Origin of the sequence: Microbacterium californiense, assembly GCF_047246625.1 — a bacterium.
GTDB lineage: Bacteria > Actinomycetota > Actinomycetes > Actinomycetales > Microbacteriaceae > Microbacterium.
The window spans coordinates 259,599-275,266 of the sequence record NZ_JBFOKQ010000002.1 but is presented as its reverse complement, the minus strand read 5'-3'; the positions used below and the strand labels follow the sequence as shown (position 1 = coordinate 275,266).

At 71.5% G+C, this 15,668-nt stretch carries 15 protein-coding genes and 1 pseudogene; all 16 read left to right on the top strand.

The genetic code is table 11. The features are described from left to right. Nucleotides 1–1,170, top strand: a pseudogene (locus AB3M82_RS12615) (primosomal protein); the annotation flags it as partial. Further along, on the top strand, nucleotides 1,170–2,207 hold the full coding sequence (locus tag AB3M82_RS12610; RefSeq protein ID WP_412958290.1) for an HAD-IIA family hydrolase: 1,038 nt from the start codon (nucleotides 1,170–1,172) through the stop codon (nucleotides 2,205–2,207). The pseudogene AB3M82_RS12615 and the gene AB3M82_RS12610, both read left to right, overlap by 1 nt. Before the next feature lie 58 nt (nucleotides 2,208–2,265). After that, nucleotides 2,266–2,442, top strand: a complete 177-nt coding sequence (locus AB3M82_RS12605; protein ID WP_412958289.1) for a hypothetical protein — start codon at nucleotides 2,266–2,268, stop codon at nucleotides 2,440–2,442. Then, a complete protein-coding gene (locus AB3M82_RS12600) occupies nucleotides 2,439–3,236 on the top strand; it encodes a TlyA family RNA methyltransferase (protein ID WP_412958288.1) in 798 nt (265 codons plus the stop codon). The genes AB3M82_RS12605 and AB3M82_RS12600 overlap by 4 nt, the downstream gene beginning before the upstream one ends. Beyond that, nucleotides 3,233–4,156, top strand: coding sequence for an NAD kinase (locus tag AB3M82_RS12595; protein ID WP_412958287.1), 924 nt, complete (start codon nucleotides 3,233–3,235; stop codon nucleotides 4,154–4,156). Before AB3M82_RS12600 ends, AB3M82_RS12595 begins: the two co-directional genes overlap by 4 nt. Then, nucleotides 4,153–5,835: a DNA repair protein RecN gene (gene recN / locus AB3M82_RS12590; RefSeq protein WP_412958286.1), complete on the top strand. Its 1,683-nt coding sequence runs from the start codon at nucleotides 4,153–4,155 to the stop codon at nucleotides 5,833–5,835. Before AB3M82_RS12595 ends, recN begins: the two co-directional genes overlap by 4 nt. A 26-nt stretch (nucleotides 5,836–5,861) precedes the next feature. Continuing rightward, entirely contained in the window at nucleotides 5,862–7,553 is a 1,692-nt protein-coding gene (gene pyrG / locus AB3M82_RS12585) for a CTP synthase (RefSeq protein ID WP_412958285.1), read from the top strand. Beyond that, nucleotides 7,546–8,133: an NUDIX domain-containing protein gene (locus tag AB3M82_RS12580; protein ID WP_412958284.1), complete on the top strand. Its 588-nt coding sequence runs from the start codon at nucleotides 7,546–7,548 to the stop codon at nucleotides 8,131–8,133. The genes pyrG and AB3M82_RS12580 overlap by 8 nt, the downstream gene beginning before the upstream one ends. A gap of 3 nt (nucleotides 8,134–8,136) precedes the next feature. Then, on the top strand, nucleotides 8,137–9,039 hold the full coding sequence (gene xerD / locus AB3M82_RS12575; RefSeq protein ID WP_412958283.1) for a site-specific tyrosine recombinase XerD: 903 nt from the start codon (nucleotides 8,137–8,139) through the stop codon (nucleotides 9,037–9,039). Nucleotides 9,040–9,150: 111 nt separating this feature from the next. Beyond that, nucleotides 9,151–10,041, top strand: a complete 891-nt coding sequence (locus AB3M82_RS12570) for a ParA family protein (RefSeq protein WP_412958282.1) — start codon at nucleotides 9,151–9,153, stop codon at nucleotides 10,039–10,041. Further along, nucleotides 10,025–10,861, top strand: coding sequence for a segregation and condensation protein A (locus tag AB3M82_RS12565; protein ID WP_412958281.1), 837 nt, complete (start codon nucleotides 10,025–10,027; stop codon nucleotides 10,859–10,861). Before AB3M82_RS12570 ends, AB3M82_RS12565 begins: the two co-directional genes overlap by 17 nt. Next, nucleotides 10,851–11,468, top strand: coding sequence for an SMC-Scp complex subunit ScpB (gene scpB, locus AB3M82_RS12560; RefSeq protein WP_412958280.1), 618 nt, complete (start codon nucleotides 10,851–10,853; stop codon nucleotides 11,466–11,468). Before AB3M82_RS12565 ends, scpB begins: the two co-directional genes overlap by 11 nt. Then, nucleotides 11,465–12,253 (top strand): pseudouridine synthase, encoded by a 789-nt coding sequence (locus AB3M82_RS12555; RefSeq protein ID WP_412958279.1) that lies wholly within the window; start codon nucleotides 11,465–11,467, stop codon nucleotides 12,251–12,253. The genes scpB and AB3M82_RS12555 overlap by 4 nt, the downstream gene beginning before the upstream one ends. Continuing rightward, nucleotides 12,250–13,386 carry a prephenate dehydrogenase gene (locus AB3M82_RS12550; protein ID WP_412958278.1) on the top strand — a complete coding sequence of 379 codons (1,137 nt, stop codon included), beginning with the start codon at nucleotides 12,250–12,252 and terminating at the stop codon, nucleotides 13,384–13,386. The genes AB3M82_RS12555 and AB3M82_RS12550 overlap by 4 nt, the downstream gene beginning before the upstream one ends. Continuing rightward, nucleotides 13,379–14,101 carry a (d)CMP kinase gene (cmk, locus tag AB3M82_RS12545; RefSeq protein WP_412958277.1) on the top strand — a complete coding sequence of 241 codons (723 nt, stop codon included), beginning with the start codon at nucleotides 13,379–13,381 and terminating at the stop codon, nucleotides 14,099–14,101. Before AB3M82_RS12550 ends, cmk begins: the two co-directional genes overlap by 8 nt. Further along, complete coding sequence (der, locus tag AB3M82_RS12540) at nucleotides 14,094–15,614, top strand: ribosome biogenesis GTPase Der (RefSeq protein WP_412958276.1); 1,521 nt, start codon at nucleotides 14,094–14,096, stop codon at nucleotides 15,612–15,614. The genes cmk and der overlap by 8 nt, the downstream gene beginning before the upstream one ends. Nucleotides 15,615–15,668: the final 54 nt, after the last annotated feature.

The following is a 15,668-nucleotide window of genomic DNA, read 5'->3' as shown; positions in this document are numbered from 1 at the left end:
GGCGGGTACAACCGTGACTCCGGTCAGCGTCGTGAGGGCGGGTACAACCGTGACTCCGGTCAGCGTCGTGAGGGCGGGTACAACCGTGACTCCGGTCAGCGTCGTGAGGGCGGATACAGCCGCGACTCCGGCCAGCGTCGTGAGGGCGGCTTCGACCGGAACCGCGCGCCGCGTCGCGAGGGCGAGGGCGACTCTCGTCGTTCCTACCCGCAGCGCGGTGGTGCCGGGCGAGAGCGTCCGGTCCAGGCGACGACGGATCGGGTCCGCATCCCGGAGCCGGCCATCCCCGATGACGTCACGGCGCGCGACCTCCCCGGCGCCGCGCGCAACGAACTGAAGACCCTGAGCAAGGAGAACGCCGAGCACGTCGCCCGGCACCTCGCGATGGCTTCGCGCCTCATCGACGAGGATCCTGCGCTCGCCCACGAGCACGCCCTGGCGGCGTCGCGTCGTGCGGGCCGCATCGCCATCGTCCGAGAGACCCTTGGCATCACGGCCTACGCGACGGGCGACTTCGCCCTGGCGCTGCGGGAGCTCCGCACCTACCGACGTATCTCCGGCAAGGACGATCAGATCGCCCTGATGGTCGACAGCGAGCGGGGCATCGGACGCCCCGACCGCGCTCTCGAGACCGGTCGCGCCGTCGATCGGGCGTCGCTGACCACGCCCGTGCGCGTCTCGCTCGCGATCGCGATGTCGGGAGCCCGCCTCGACCAGGGCGACCTGGAACTCGCGCTGGGCGAACTCGAGATTCCGGAGCTCGATCCGGACCGGGCGTTCGAGTGGAGCCCCGCGCTCTTCGCTGCCCGCGCTGCGGTTCTCGAAGACCTCGGACGCGATGACGAAGCGGCGTTCTGGGCCGAACGCGCAGAGGTCGCGGCGCAGGCCCTCGGCATCGACGAGGCGGGCGACGAGGAGATCTTCGTCGAGGACGGCCTCATCGACGACGAGGAGGAGGTCGACGGCACCGCGCTCGACACCGCCTCCGACGAGACCGCGACCGACGGCACCGCGACCGACGACACCGCCTCCGACAACCCCGAGCCCGCGTTCGCCGGGGGCTCCGAGGAGGAGGCCGAGGCATCGGCGTCCGCGGACGACATGTCCGTCGAGGACGAGGTGCGCGAGTTGCTGGGGGAGCAGGACTCCGAGCCCCGCGAGGACGCGTAGTGGCGTTGTTCGCGCGCAAGCGCCCCGAGACGACGCCCCTCGACGGTGTCGACACGGTGCTCGCCGATCTCGACGGCGTCGTGTACGCGGGACCGGGCGCTCTGCCGTTCGCGGTGGACAGCCTCAACGAGGCGGCGCGAGAGGTCCGGCTGGGCTACATCACCAACAACGCCTCGCGCACCGACGCGTCCGTCGCGGCGCACCTGTCCGGTCTGGGACTGTCGGTGGCACCGCAGGACGTCGTGACGAGCCCGCAGGCGGCCATGCGGCTGCTCGCGGGGATCGTGCCCCCGCCCGCGACCATCCTGGTCGTGGGCGGCGACGGTCTCGTCGACGAGCTGCAGAAGGCGGGGTACACGGTCACCCGCAGCGCCCAGGACGCTCCGCGGGCGGTGGTCCAGGGCTTCGCGCCCGAGGTGGCCTGGACCGACCTCGCGGAGGCGGCCTTCGCCCTGCAGCTGCCCGAGGACGAGGGCGGCATCCCCTGGATCGCGACCAACACCGACTGGACGATCCCGCGCGAGCGCGGCGTCGCACCGGGCAACGGAACGCTGGTGTCCGCCGTCCACACCGCGATCGGACGGCTCGCCACCGTGGCGGGAAAGCCGGAGACGCCGATCTTCGAAGAGGCGCTGGCCCGATTCGGCGCCCGCAAGGCGCTGTTCATCGGCGACCGCCTCGACACCGACATCCTCGGGGCGAGCCGCGCCGGTATCGATTCGGCGCTGGTGCTCACCGGGATCGATCGCCCCAAGCACGTCCTCGCCGCACCGGAGGGCTCGCGCCCGACGTTCATCCTCAGCGACCTCCGCGAACTGCATCAGCCCTATCCCACGACGACGGAGCGCGACGGCATCTTCTCCGTGCGCGGAGCCGCCGTGCGAGTCCGCGGCGCGGACGTCGAGATCGTCGCCGAGTCGGGGAGCCAGATCGATCTGCTGCGCGCCGGAGCCGCCGCCATCTGGGCGTCGGGGACACCGGTGTTCGTGCTGCGGGTGCCCGAGCGTCTGTACGAGGACCCGTTCCACCGCCCTTGACCCGCCTGGCCCGACGTGGCGCTCGTCCGCCGTCGGCGCTCCCGCGTACAGTGGAACCGTGAGCGACGACACGACCAGCACGCCGACGGACGGCCTCTGGAGCCGGCTGCGCCTGATCGAGGGTCAGCCGCTGGCCGATCGCGCCGACGCGTACTCCGCTCTGCACGACGAGCTGTCGCGCCGACTCGAGAGCGGCGCGAAGCTCGAGCATCGGGACGCACCAGGGCAGCGATGACGCGTCTCGACGCCGCTCTCGCCGCGCGAGGCCTCGCCCGTTCCCGCAGTCACGCCGCCACCCTCATCGCAGACGGACTCGTCTCCGTCGACGGACGTCCGGTCGTGAAGGCGTCCACCTCCGTGTCGGACACCGCCGAGCTCTCGGTCGCCGGCGCCGATCACTACGTCGGACGCGCGGCGCACAAGCTCCTCGCGGCCCTCGACGGTTTCGAGGTCTCCGCGCAGGACCGCCTCGCGCTCGACATGGGCGCGTCCACGGGAGGCTTCACGCAGGTGCTCCGGGAGCGCGGTGCGCGCCGGGTGCTCGCGGTCGACGTCGGGCACGGGCAGCTGGCGCCGGCCATCGCGGCCGACCCCGGCGTCGTCCCGGTCGAGGGTTACAACGTCCGGTACATGACGCCCGAGAATCTCGCCGAGGCGACAGGGGAGCAGGCCGCACCCGACCTCGTCGTGGGCGATCTGTCCTTCATTTCGCTGGAGCTCGTCCTGCCGGCGGTGGCCGCCGTGGCCGCGCCCGGCGCCGACATCATTCTGCTCGTGAAGCCCCAGTTCGAGGTGGGGCGCACCGCCGTCCGCGGCGGACTCGTCACCGATCCCGCCACCCGGGCGGATGCCGTGGGCCGGTGCATCTGGAGCGCATGGGACCAGGGTCTGGGCATGCTCGGCATCCTCTCCTCCCCGATCCTCGGAACGCACGGGAACGCCGAATACCTGGTGCATCTCGCGCCGGGGCGCGGCAGCAATCCGACAGAATGGTGGGACCGCATCAACGAGCTGGCCGGAGGACGATGAACGAGCGCAACATCCTGGTCGTCGCCCATGCGGGCCGCCCCGACACGGTGGCGGCCGCGCGACGCGTGGTCGAGGCTCTCCGCGGCGCCGGTGCGCGCCCGGTGCTCGCGGCGGACGACCGCACGGAGCTGGCCGCCGTCGACTCGGTCTTCGCCGATGTCGACGCGATGGGCGACACCGTGGCCCTCGCGGACCTGGAGCTGGCGATCGTGCTGGGAGGCGACGGCACCATCCTCCGAGCCGCCGAGCTCGTCCGCGACAGCGGAGCGCCCGTCCTCGGCATCAACATGGGCCACGTCGGCTTCCTCGCCGAGATCGACCGCGACGACATGGACGACGCCGTGCGTCGAGTGATCGATCGCGACTACGAGGTCGAGGAGCGGCTCGCCCTGTCGGTGCGGGTGAAGGACGCGCAGGGCGACGTGGTCTACGAGACCTGGGCCCTGAACGAGGCCACCGTCGAGAAGGCGAGCCGCGAGCGGATGATCGAGGTCGTCCTCGAGATCGACGGACGCCCGCTGTCGAGCTTCGGCTGCGACGGCATGGTCATATCGACGCCCACCGGCTCCACCGCCTACAACTTCTCCGCGGGAGGGCCGGTGATCTGGCCCACCGTCGAGGCGATCGCGGTCGTGCCCCTCTCGGCGCACGCGCTCTTCGCGAAGCCGCTGGTCGTGAGCCCCGATGCCGCCGTGGCGATCGAGATGCTCGAGCGCACCGACGGCTCCGGCATCCTGTGGTGCGACGGCCGCCGGTCGCACGAGCTGCCTCCCGGGGCTCGGGTCGTGGCACGACGCTCCTCCCGTCCGGTGCGTCTCGCGCGTCTGCATCCGACCGCGTTCACGAACCGTCTGGTGCGCAAGTTCCAGCTGCCCGTCGCGGGGTGGCGAGGTCAGGAGCAGCAGGGGGCGCCGTCGTGATCGAGGAGATGCGGATGCAGGGGCTCGGGGTCATCGACGACGCCGTGCTGCCTCTGGGCCCGGGGTTCACCGCGATCACCGGCGAGACCGGTGCGGGCAAGACCATGGTGGTGACGGGACTCGGGCTGCTGCTCGGGCAGCGCGCCGACTCCGGAGCGGTCCGGGCGGGTGCCGCCCAGGCCTCGGTCGCGGGCGTGTGGATCGCCCCCGAGACCGGACGCGTCGCCGAGATCGTCGCGGATGCCGGGGGAGAGCTGGAACCGCTCGACGACGGATGCGCGGAGCTGTACGTGTCGCGCACGCTGAGCGCCGAGGGACGCAGCCGCGCGAGCGTGGGCGGTCGAGCGGCGCCGGCGGGCGTGCTGTCGGCGCTGGCCGAGGAGCTCGTCGTCGTGCACGGGCAGTCGGATCAGCTGCGGCTGCGCTCCTCGAGCGCGCAGCGCGATGCGCTCGACCGCTTCGGCGGCGCGGCGATCGCGGAGGCTCTGGCCGCCTACGGCGAGGCGTTCGAGCGCTGGCGGGTGCTCGAGGCCGAGATCGCCGACATCAGCGGCAACCGCGAGCGTCGCAGCGAGGAAGCGGCTCGCCTCCGTGAGGCTCTCGCCCTGATCGAGGCGACGGCGCCCGAACCGGGGGAGGACGAGGAGCTCGCCGCCCGCGCCGAACGCCTCGCGAACGCGGAGGAGCTGCGGATCGCGGCATCCCTCGCGCACTCGGCGCTGTCGAACGAGGAGGGCGCTCCCGACGCGGCGAGCCTGATCGCGGAAGCCCGTCGCGCGCTCGAGCGCGTGTCGGATCCCGCGCTCGCGGAGATCGGGGAGGGCCTGGCCGACATCGGGTACCGACTCGCCGACGCCGCCGGCTCGCTCTCGGGCTATCTCGCCGACCTGGACGAGTCCGGCCCGCACGAGCTCGCCGCCGTCGAGGAGCGCCGCGCGGCCCTCGCCGTGCTGATCCGTGCGCACGGATCGCTCGAGGAGGCCCTCGCGCTGTGGGAGACCGGCTCGGCGCGCCTGGCGGAGCTCGACGACGACGACGACCGCCTCGAGCGCCTGACCGCGGAGCGCGACGCCGCGCGTGAGCGCCTCGACGCCCGCGCCGAGGCGCTCACCGAGCAGCGCACCACGGCGGCAGCTCGCCTCGGGGCAGCCGTGACCGAGGAGCTCCACGCCCTGGCGATGCCGGACGCCCGGCTCGAGGTCGTCGTCTCGCCCGGCGGCGAGAGCACGCACGGGCGCGACGACGTGGCCATCCTCCTCGCCCCGCATCCCGGCGCCGAGCCCCGTTCGGTGGCGAAGGGCGCCTCGGGCGGAGAGCTCTCGCGGGTGATGCTCGCGATCGAGGTCGTCATCGCCGGCACGGATCCGGTGCCGACCTTCGTGTTCGACGAGGTGGATGCCGGGATCGGCGGCGCCGCGGCGATCGAGGTCGGACGCCGACTCGCCCGACTCGCCGAGAAGTCCCAAGTCATCGCGGTGACCCATCTCGCCCAGGTCGCGGCATTCGCCACCAACCACCTCTCCGTCGTGAAATCGAACGACGGAGCGGTCACCGCCTCGAGTGTGCGGCGCCTCGAGGGGCCCGAGCGCGAGGCTGAGATGGCCCGTCTGCTCTCCGGACTCACCGATTCGGATGCCGCCCTCACCCACGCCCGCGAACTCCTCGGCCTCGGCCGGTGAGCGAACTGTTAGGATAGAAGCCCGTGATGAACTCTTCTTCTGCGGGACGCAGCAACGGCACCACCAAGCACATCTTCGTGACAGGCGGTGTCGTTTCGTCTTTGGGCAAGGGGCTCACGGCGGCCAGCCTGGGCAACCTCCTCACCGCACGCGGACTCCGCGTCGTGATGCAGAAGCTCGACCCGTATCTGAACGTCGACCCGGGAACGATGAACCCGTTCCAGCACGGCGAGGTGTTCGTCACGGACGACGGCGCCGAGACCGACCTCGACATCGGCCACTACGAGCGTTTCCTCGACATCAACCTGTCGGAGGCCGCGAATGTGACGACGGGTCAGGTCTACTCCCAGGTGATCGCGCGCGAGCGCCGCGGCGAGTACCTGGGCGACACGGTCCAGGTGATCCCGCACATCACCGACGAGATCAAGCGCCGTATGCGCCTGCAGGCCTCCGAGGACCCGCAGCCCGACGTCATCATCACCGAGGTCGGCGGCACCGTGGGCGACATCGAGTCCCAGCCCTTCCTCGAGTCCGCCCGCCAGCTGCGCCATGAGCTCGGCCGCGACAACGTGTTCTTCGTGCACGTCTCGCTCGTGCCCTTCATGGGCGCCTCGGGCGAGCAGAAGACCAAGCCCACGCAGCACTCGGTCGCCGCCCTCCGCCAGGTGGGCATCCAGCCGGACGCGCTCGTGCTGCGCAGCGACCGCCCCGTCAGCGAGAGCAATCGCAACAAGATCGCGCTGATGTGCGACGTCGACGTCGAGGGCGTCATCAACACGGTCGACCTGCCCAGCATCTACGACATCCCTTCGACGCTGAACGAGCAGGGCCTCGACTCCTACATCGTGCGCCGCCTCGGCCTCGACCAGAAGGCGGAGGACGTCGACTGGACGCGATGGAACCGCGTCCTGCACGCCGTCCACAACCCCAAGCACGAGGTCACGATCGGTCTCGTCGGCAAGTACATCGATCTGCCGGACGCCTACCTCTCGGTCACCGAGGCCCTCAAGGCCGGTGGCTTCGCGCAGGAGACCAAGGTCAACATCCGCTGGATCCCCTCCGACCTGTGCCAGACCCCCGAGGGCGCGCAGGAACAGCTCGCGCAGCTCGACGGCATCTGCGTGCCGGGAGGATTCGGCATCCGCGGCATCGAGGGCAAGCTCGGCGCCCTGCGCTTCGCGCGGGAACAGGGCATCCCCACCCTCGGCCTGTGCCTCGGCCTCCAGTGCATGGTGATCGAGTACGCGCGCCATGTCGCCGGCATCGACAGCGCGTCGTCCACCGAGTTCGATCCCGCCACCTCCGAGCCGGTCATCGCGACCATGGCGGAGCAGATCGAGATCCTCGAAGGCGGCGACCTCGGCGGCACGATGCGTCTGGGGCTCTACCAGGCCGCGCTGGCCGAGGGTTCGCTCGCCCGCGAGGTCTACGGCGCCGACGAGGTGTCGGAGCGTCACCGCCACCGCTACGAGGTCAACAACGCCTACCGCGACCGGCTGTCGGAGGCGGGGCTGTGGTTCTCGGGCCTCAACCCCGAGCTCGACCTGGTCGAGTACGTCGAGCTGCCGCGCGACGTGCACCCCTATTACATCGCCACCCAGGCCCACCCGGAGCTGCGCTCGCGTCCGACCGACCCGCACCCGCTGTTCCGTGGTCTGATCGGCGCCGCCATCGAGCGTCACCGCGCCAGCGAGCTCTTCGACGTCGCCGATGCCTGAGACCGGCGCGGGCGCCCCGCTGCGGGACGAGCCGTTCGAACCCGAGGTCGTTCGCAGCGACGTCGTGTACGAGGGCGCCGTGTGGAACGTCCGCGACGACCGCGTGCGCTACGGCGACGGAGAGATCCGCCGGCAGTACGTCGACCACACCGGCGCCGTCGCGATCCTCGCGATGGACGATGACGGGCGCGTGCTGATGATTCAGCAGTACCGGCATCCGATCCGGCACCGCGACTGGGAGCTGCCCGCGGGTCTGCTCGACGTCCCGGGGGAGGAGCCGCTCGCCGCGGCGCGTCGCGAGCTGGCCGAGGAGGCGGATCTGGTCGCCTCGTCGTGGGAACCTCTCGTCTCATCGTGGACGACACCGGGCGGCAACGACGAGATCATCCATCTGTTCCTCGCGACCGGGCTGGAGTCGGCCGAGACGGCGTTCGCGCGGGCGGACGAGGAGGCGGACATCCGCGTCGAGTGGGTCCCACTGGACGACGCGGTCGACGGTGTGCTCACGGGGCGGCTGCGCAACGGCATCCTCGCCATCGGGGTGATGGCGGCGGCTCTGAAGACGCGCGATCGGAGCTGACGAATGCGGGTCGCGCGCGCCCTGGACGCGTATCTGCGCCACATCACGATCGAGCGCGGCCTGAGCGAGCACACGGTCGCCGCCTACCGACGGGATCTGGGCGGGTACGTCGAATGGCTGGAGGACGACGGCATCGTCGACACCTCGGAGGTGGATGCCGCGGTCATCGCCCGGTTCATCGCGGAACGGTCCTCCGCCGAGCCCCCGCCGGCCGCCACGAGCCTCGCGCGGCTGCAGTCGTCGGTGCGCGGCTGGCACCGCTTCCTCGCGCGCGAAGGCATCGAGGGCGACGACCCGAGCGGTCGCCTGCGGCCCCCGAAGGCTCCCCGCCGCCTGCCGAAGGCGCTGACGATCGAGCAGGTGGAGCGACTGCTCGCCGCGCCGTCGCCCGAGGAGCCGATCGGGATCCGCGACCGCGCCCTGCTCGAGCTGCTCTACGCCACCGGCGCCCGGGTGTCGGAGGCCGTCGGGCTGGACGTCGACGATCTCGCGCACGGCGACGTGCTGCGGCTGCGCGGCAAGGGGTCCAAGGAGCGGATCGTGCCGATCGGCTCCTATGCGCGGACGGCGGTCGACGCCTACCTCACCCGGGTGCGCCCGAGCCTCGCGGCTCAGGGGCGTGCATCCGCTCGGCTCTTCCTGGGCGCCCGCGGTGCCCCGCTGTCGCGGCAGAGCGCCTGGCTCGTCATCCGGGCCGCCGCGGACCGCGCCCAGATCACGGCTGAGGTGTCGCCGCACACCCTCCGGCACTCCTTCGCCACGCACCTCCTGCAGGGCGGAGCCGACGTGCGCGTCGTGCAGGAGCTGCTCGGACACGCCAGCGTCGCGACCACACAGATCTACACGCACGTGTCGGTCGACACGCTGCGCGACGTCTACGCGACCTCGCACCCCCGCGCGCGCTGACGGCGACACGCTCGACCCCGCCGCACGCCGTGGGCCATACGCCGCGCGCCGGAGAGGCGGGCGAGAGGCCTGCCGCTACAATCGAGCAAGCACGAGGGAGCAGGAGAACCGGTGGCTGAGAAAGCGGCGAAGTCCAGGGCGAAGGCACAGAAGGCCGACGACACCCCCATCGGACCCACCGGTCGTCCCTATCGCGGCTTCCCGACCCCCGCGCCGCTCGCCTCGCACGGTCCGGCCCGCATCATCGCCCTGTGCAACCAGAAGGGCGGCGTCGGCAAGACGACCACCTCGATCAACCTCGCCGCCGCGCTCGCCGAGTACGGGCGCAAGGTGCTCGCCGTGGACTTCGACCCGCAGGGCGCGCTGTCGGCCGGACTCGGCATCCAGACCCACGACGTGCTCACGGTGTACGACCTGCTCCTCGACACCAAGCGCGACGCGCACGACGCGATCGTTCACTCGGGCGTCGAGGGGCTCGACGTCCTGCCCGCGAACATCGACCTCTCGGCCGCGGAGGTGCACCTCGTCAACGAGGTGGCCCGCGAGACGATCCTCGCGCGCGTGCTGCGCCAGGTCGCCGGCGAGTACGACGTCATCCTGATCGACTGCCAGCCGTCGCTCGGCCTGCTCACGGTCAACGCGCTCACCGCCGCGCACGGCGTCATCATCCCGCTCGAGTGCGAGTTCTTCGCGCTGCGCGGCGTCGCATTGCTCATCGAGACCATCGACAAGGTGCGCGACCGCCTCAACCCCTCCATCACGATGGACGGGCTGCTCGCGACCATGTACGACCCGCGCACGCTGCACTCCCGCGAGGTGCTCGAGCGCGTCGTCGAGGCGTTCGGCGACGACGTGCTGGAGACGGTGATCGGCCGCACCGTGAAGTTCCCCGATGCGTCCGTGTCGGGCGTGCCCATCACCGAGTTCGCGCCGGAGCACGCCGCCGCGCAGGCGTACCTGCGGCTGGCGCGGGAGCTGGTCGCCCGTGGCGCCGTCGCCTGAGTCCGAGCACCCTGTCGTCGAGGCGCCCGCGGCATCCGATCCCGGCTTCCGGGTCTCGCTGTCGAACTTCGACGGGCCGTTCGACCTGCTGCTGAATCTCATCTCGAAACACGAGATGGACATCACCGAGGTGTCGCTGAGCGCAGTCACCAACGAGTTCATCGCCTACCTGCGCGAGCTCGACGGCGAGGAGGAGTTGGACCAGGCCTCCGAGTTCCTCGTGGTCGCGGCGACCCTGCTCGACATGAAGGTCGCCGGCCTCCTGCCGCAGGGCGAGCTCGTCGACGCCGAGGCCGTCGCGCTCCTCGAAGCCCGCGACCTGCTCTTCGCGCGGCTCCTGCAGTACCGGGCGTTCAAGGAGGTGTCCGCCTGGTTCGCGCGGTGCCTCCAGCGCGAGGACCGGCGCCATGTGCGCGCGGTCCGGCTCGACGAGAAGCATCGGCGCAAGACGCCGGAGCTGGTGTGGTCGCTGACTCCGGACGACTTCGCCGCTCTCGCTCTGCTGGCGTTCGCCCCGAAGGAGATCCCGCACGTCGGGCTCGACCACCTGCATGCGCCGCTGGTCAGCATCCGCGAGCAGGCGGCGATCGTCGTGACGCTGCTGCGCGGCACCGAGTCGCTGAGCTTCCGCGAGCTGGTCGCGGGCGTCAGCGAGCCGGGGATCGTCGTCGCCCGCTTCATCTCGGTGCTCGAGCTCTACCGTCACGCGGCGCTGTCGTTCGAACAACTGGAACCGCTCGGCGAGCTGACGCTCCGCTGGGCCACCGACACCTGGTCGGATGAGACACTCGCGAGCCTGGGGGCCGACTATGACCGATGATGTGACGGCATCCGCTCCGACCTCGCCCGAGGTCGCGACGGAGCAGGCGGAGACGCCCCTCTCCGAGCGGGTCGAGGCGATCCTGCTCGTGATCGACGAGCCGATCGGACTCGTGGCTCTCGCCGCCGCCGTCGGCGCGCCCGTGCCGGCGGTGCGGCAGACGGTCGAGGCGCTCGTGGAGGACTACGACGGACGCGGCAGCGGTCCGCGGCGGGGGTTCGAGCTGAGAGAGGTCGGCGGCGGCTGGCGCCTGTACGTGCGCGACGACCACGACGACCTGATCGCCGAGTTCATCGGAGGCCAGGCGCCCGCCCGGCTGTCGCAGGCAGCGCTGGAGACCCTCGCCGTCATCGCCTACAAGCAGCCGGTCACCCGCAGCCAGGTGGCCTCGATCCGCGCGGTGAACGTGGACTCGGTGGTGCGCACGCTGGTGGCGCGGGGTCTGATCACGGAGCTGTTCGCGGACTCCGAGACCGGGGCGATCAACTACGGCACGACGGACGCGCTCCTGCAGCACCTCGGCATCAACTCGCTCGACGAGCTGCCGCCGATCTCGCCGCTGCTGGACGACGGCGCCGACGGATTCGATGAGGGAGCAGTGCGATGAGCGGTTTCGAGGCGCCGGAGGGCGTGCGGCTGCAGAAGGTCCTCGCCGCAGCGGGCGTGGCTTCGCGGCGCGTGGTGGAGCAGTACATCCAGGAGGGCCGGATCCGCGTCAACGGCGAGGTCGTGACCGAGCTCGGCCGTCGCATCGACCCCGAGACCGACCTAGTCGACGTGGACGGCTCCGCCGTGCAGCTCGACGTGTCGAAGCGCTACGTCATGCTCAACAAGCCGACGGGTGTGGTCAGCAGCATGCGCGACGAGAACGGCCGCCCCGACCTCCGCCGGTTCACGAAGGACTACGAGGAACGGCTCTACAACGTCGGGCGCCTGGATGCCGAGACGAGCGGCCTCCTCATCCTCACCAACGACGGCGAGCTCGCCCACGTGCTGGCGCATCCGTCGTTCGGGGTCACGAAGGTGTACATCGCCAAGGTGGAGGGCGCGGTCACGGCCCAGACGATCGCGAAGCTCACCCGCGGGGTCGACCTCGAGGACGGTCCCATCGCGGCCGACAAGGCCCGACTCCTCGACACCTCGCGCGGATCGAGCCTGGTCGAGCTGACGCTCCACTCGGGTCGCAACCGCATCGTGCGCCGCATGATGGCCGCCGTCGGCCACCCCGTGACCGAACTCGTGCGCCGCCAGTTCGGTCCGCTCCACCTGGGAACCCTCCCGGCAGGAAAGACCAGGGAACTGAGTAAAATCGAACTCGGCGCGCTGCTGACTCTGTCGCGCCGTGAATCCGGTGTCGCCCTGGCGCCAGGCGAGCAGCAGGAGAACGAGTGACCGACACGACGAGTGCGCCTCCGGTGCGACCGGCGAGCGCCGTCGCCCCGCGCCTCTCGGGCACCGTCCGCATCGTGGGCGCCGGACTGCTCGGTGCGAGCGTCGGCCATGCGCTGCGCGCGAAGGGCGTGGACGTCGCACTCACCGACTCCTCGCCCGCCCAGCTGCGCCTGGCCGTCGACTACGGCGCCGGTCGGCTGACCGCGGACGACGATCAGCCCGTCCTGATCGTCGTGGCCGTGCCGCCGGATGTCACCGCCGACGTCGTCCAAGCGGAGCTGGGACGCTTCCCGGATGCCGTCGTCACGGACGTCGCGAGCGTCAAGCTCGAACCGTTCCGCGAACTGCAGCGGCGCGGTGTGGACCTCACGCGGTACATCGGATCCCACCCTCTCGCCGGGCGCGAGCGCGGGGGAGCGATCTCGGCGCGCGCCGACCTGTTCATCGGGCGGCCGTGGGTCGTGTGCCGCGACGAGGAGACCCGTGCGGCGGACCTCGCCCTCGTGGAGGCGCTCGCCCTGGACGTCGGTGCGATGCCGCTCGAGATGACCCCGGAGGAGCACGACCGATCGGTCGCGCTCACCTCGCACGTGCCCCAGGTCGTGGCGAGCCTGCTCGCGGCACGGCTCGCCGGTGCGGAGGACGGCGCGCTGCGCCTCGCCGGGCAGGGCGTCCGCGACACGACCCGCATCGCGGCATCCGCCCCCGAGCTCTGGGTGCAGATCCTCGGCGCGAACGCCGGTCCGGTCGTGGAGATCCTCGACGCCCTGGCCGCCGACCTGCACGCGGTGTCCGAGGCGCTCCGGCAGCCCGCCGCTCCGGGCGCCCGTCGGATCGTGGCCGAGACCATCCGCAGCGGCAACGACGGCGTCGAGCGCCTGCCGGGCAAGCACGGCCAGAACCGGCGGTTCGAGTCGCTCGTCGTCATGGTCGACGACACCGCCGGCCAGCTCGGACGCCTGTTCGGCGAACTGGGCGAGCTCGGCGTCAACGTCGAGGACCTCCGGCTCGAGCACTCGCCGGGAGCACAGTTCGGCCTCGCCGAGATCAGCGTGGAGCCGGCCGCCCTGCAGGGCGCGATCGCCGGGCTCCAGGAGCGCGGCTGGCGCATCGCAGGGAGCACCAATGAGTGACAGCAACACCACGGACACGATCCACCCGGCCTCGCCGGTACCGGCGGAGTTCATCGCGATCGACGGTCCGGCCGGGTCCGGCAAGTCGAGCGTCTCGAAGGCGATCGCGCGTCGCATGGGCTTCGGCTACCTCGACACCGGTTCGGCGTACCGCGCCCTGGCCTGGCACGTCCTGGACCGCGGCGCGGACACGGCGGACGCCGAGGCGGTGCTCGCCGCAGCATCCGACTTCCCGGTGCGCCTGCACCTCGATCCCGACGATCGCACCGTCCGCGTCGGAGACGTCGACGTGACCGAGGCCATCCGCGAGCCGCGGGTGTCGGGAGCCGTGAGCGGTGTGGCCCGCGTGCCGGAGGTGCGGGAGCAGGTGAACGAGTTGTTCCGCAGCCTCGTCGCCGAGGCGCCGTATCCCGCCGTCGTCGTGGAGGGGCGGGACATCACGACGGTGGTCGCCCCCGACGCGCCCGTGCGTATCCTGCTCACGGCGGCGCCCGAGGTGCGTGCCGCCCGTCGGGCCGGTGAGCTCGCCGGCGAGAACGCGGATGCCGTCGCCGCCGCCCTGCACCGGCGCGATGCCTCCGACAGCGCCGTCGTCGACTTCCTGAACGCCGCCGAGGGTGTCGAGGTCGTCGACTCGACGGACCTCGACTTCCCCCAGACCATCGACGCCGTTCTCACGGTGATCGAACGACTCCGAGGAGCACACCATGGCTGACGCCGAATACGAAGGCGGCCCTGACCACCTCGTCGAGAAGATGGAGGAGCTCGACGAGCACCTCGCGGAACAGCGCGCCGAGACCCTGCGCCAGGGCCTCGCCGACTACGAGCTCGACGACGAGGACGCCGCGCTCCTCGCCGGCGTCTCGCTGGGCGAGGACGGCATCGAGCTCCTTCCCGCGCTCCCCGTCGTCGCGATCGTCGGCCGTCCGAACGTCGGCAAGTCGGCGCTCGTGAACCGGATTCTCGGGCGCCGAGAGGCCGTCGTCGAGGACACCCCCGGCGTCACCCGCGACCGCGTCACGTACAAGGCCGAGTGGGCCGACCGCCGCTTCACGCTCGTCGACACCGGCGGATGGGAGCCCGACGCCCGCGGGATCGACCGTTCGGTCGCGGCGCAGGCGGAGGTCGCGATCGACCTCTCCGATGTCGTGCTGTTCGTCGTGGATGCGATGGTCGGCGCAACCTCGACCGACGAGCACGTCGTGCGGCTCCTGCGCAAGAGCGGGAAGCCGGTGTTCCTCGTCGCGAACAAGATCGACGATGCGCGGCAGGAGCCCGAGGCGGCAGCCCTCTGGAACCTCGGCCTCGGCGAGCCGCACCCCGTGTCGGCCATCCACGGCCGCGGCGTCGCGGACCTGCTCGACGAGGTGCTGAAGAAGCTCCCCGAGGTCTCCGCGGTCGCGAAGCAGGAGATCGGCGGACCGCGTCGCGTGGCGATCCTCGGACGGCCGAACGTCGGCAAGTCCTCGCTCCTGAACAAGGCCGCGGGCGAGGAGCGCGTGGTCGTCAACGACCTCGCCGGCACGACCCGCGACCCGGTCGACGAGGTCGTCGAGCTCGGCGGGAAGATGTGGCGCCTCGTCGACACCGCCGGCATCCGCCGCCGCGTGCACATGGCGCAGGGAGCGGACTTCTACGCCTCCCTCCGCACGTCCGCAGCGCTGGAGAAGGCCGAGGTGGCCGTCGTCGTGCTCGATGTCTCCGAGACCATCAGCGAGCAGGACGTGCGCATCATCGACCTCGTGCTCGAGTCGGGTCGCGCCCTGGTGCTCGCGTTCAACAAGTGGGATCGTCTGAACGACGACGACCTGGAGAACGCGGATCGCCGCCGTTATCTGGAGCGCGAGATCGAGCAGGACCTCGCGCACGTGGCGTGGGCTCCGCGCGTGAACATCTCGGCGAAGACCGGGCGTCACCTCGACAAGCTGGTCCCGGCGCTCGAGACGGCCCTGGAGAACTGGGACCGACGGATCCCGACGGGCAAGTTCAACGCCTTCCTCGCGGAGCTGGTGGCGGAGCACCCGCACCCGCTGCGCGGAGGAAAGCAGCCGCGCATCCTGTTCGGCACACAGGCGACGACCCGTCCGCCGACGTTCGTGCTGTTCACGACCGGATTCCTGGACCCCGGCTACCGCCGGTTCATCCAGCGACGCCTCCGCGAGATCTACCCGTTCGAGGGCACACCGATCGTGATCAACATGCGGGTGCGGGAGAAGCGGCAGCGCTGACCCGAGTGGGTCGGGCCGTCGCCGTTCCGGCGCGGCTCGCCCGTCCGGTGACTA